The organism is Streptomyces sp. NPDC054847, from assembly GCF_053610925.1.
In genome coordinates, this window is the sequence record NZ_JBSGZJ010000771.1 from 1 (window position 1) to 1,320 (window position 1,320).

2 pseudogenes are annotated in these 1,320 nt (G+C 75.3%); both read right to left on the minus strand.

Annotated features, from left to right (window positions below):
• Positions 1 to 934 (minus strand): annotated as a pseudogene (locus ACWGH4_RS35130) (hypothetical protein); the annotation flags it as partial.
• Positions 931 to 1,320, minus strand: a pseudogene (locus tag ACWGH4_RS35135) (lantibiotic dehydratase); the annotation flags it as partial. The pseudogenes ACWGH4_RS35135 and ACWGH4_RS35130, both read right to left, overlap by 4 nt.

Below are 1,320 nucleotides of genomic sequence, written 5' to 3' on the forward strand. Positions count from 1 at the left end.
GGGCCACCGCGCCCGCCGCTTCGAGCGCCGTCTCCGGTTCCGGCATCGGCTGCGCCACGGCGTCCTGGAGGGAGCTCGGTCGGCCGGTCGCGGCCGCCACATGAGCTCCCTCGACGGTCACCCGGTCGGAGACCAGGTCCGCCCCGTGCACGACATGGGCCTCGCCCATGGCAGCCGTACCCGTGAGGGTGTCGAAGATCAGTTGTCCGGCGAGGGCGCCGGCGAGGGCGTCAGCGACCGGCCGTGGTGCGGGCGTGACGCCCTCGGCGTCCGCCCAGGCGAGCGCCCGGTCCCGGAACGCCGTCCAGGTACGGGCCCGGCCGGGTCCGGTGAGGGCGGGGCCGACGAGGGTGACCCGTCCGCCGAGCAGCAGCGGCACGTAGGGGACGTGCTCCGGGAGTTCGGGGACTTCGGCCCCGGTGGCGTCGAGGACGGCGTCCGTCCCGTCGTACGTGTCGCCCGCGTCCAGCGATCCGGTGACCGTCACGTCCGCCACGCCGGCCCTGCGCAGGCCGCGGGCGGCCGGGCCGGTCGCCTCCGGGGCGCCTGCGACGGTCACCCGCGCGGTGCGCAGCCGCTGGAAGGCCGCGTACGGGTCGTCGTGCAGGGACTCCAGGCGGGCCAGCGGTTCGGGGTGCCGCTCGCGCACCGCCGCGGGCGGTTCGGGCGCGGTGAGGGCGGCGGTGTCGAGGAGCATGCCGTTCTCGCGGAGCTTCGCGACCAGGTGGCGGACGGCGGGGCGGGCCCGTTCGGTGCCGATGGCGGCGACGAGTTCGTCCTCGGTGGCGCCTTGTTCCAGCAGGGGCACGCATCCTTCGGCGACCGCGTGGAGGACGTCGGAGCCGCGGAGCACGAAACTGGCGCGGGCACCGCTGAAGTAGACGCCGCCGGGGACCGGCGCGAAGTGGAGGTCCGGTCGTGCCCTGAGCTTCATGACTGCTTCCCCTCGTCGGCGCGGTGGTAGGTGAACCGCCCGCCCGCCTCACGGCCGACCTCGACGACCCACTCGGTGGCGTGCGTGCCGTCGACGACGGACGGCAGGGCCTCCTCCAGGTAGCTGCCGCCTGTGTCCGCGCCGCGGCGCTCCAGCATCCGCGGCAGGACGCGGGTGCTGAGGGCGCTCGTGAGGTCGACGTACTGAGGCTTCTGCTGGAGCCGCTTGGACTGCACGTCGGGTGCACCCACCGACAGCGGGCCCTCGTCCTCGGGGGCGGTCTTGATGACGACCTCCTCGGCCACACCGTGGCGGGCACGCCAGGCGTTGATGGCGAGGAGCCGGTCGTGCTCCTCGGGGCCGGCGGCGACGGCGGCGGCGAGTTC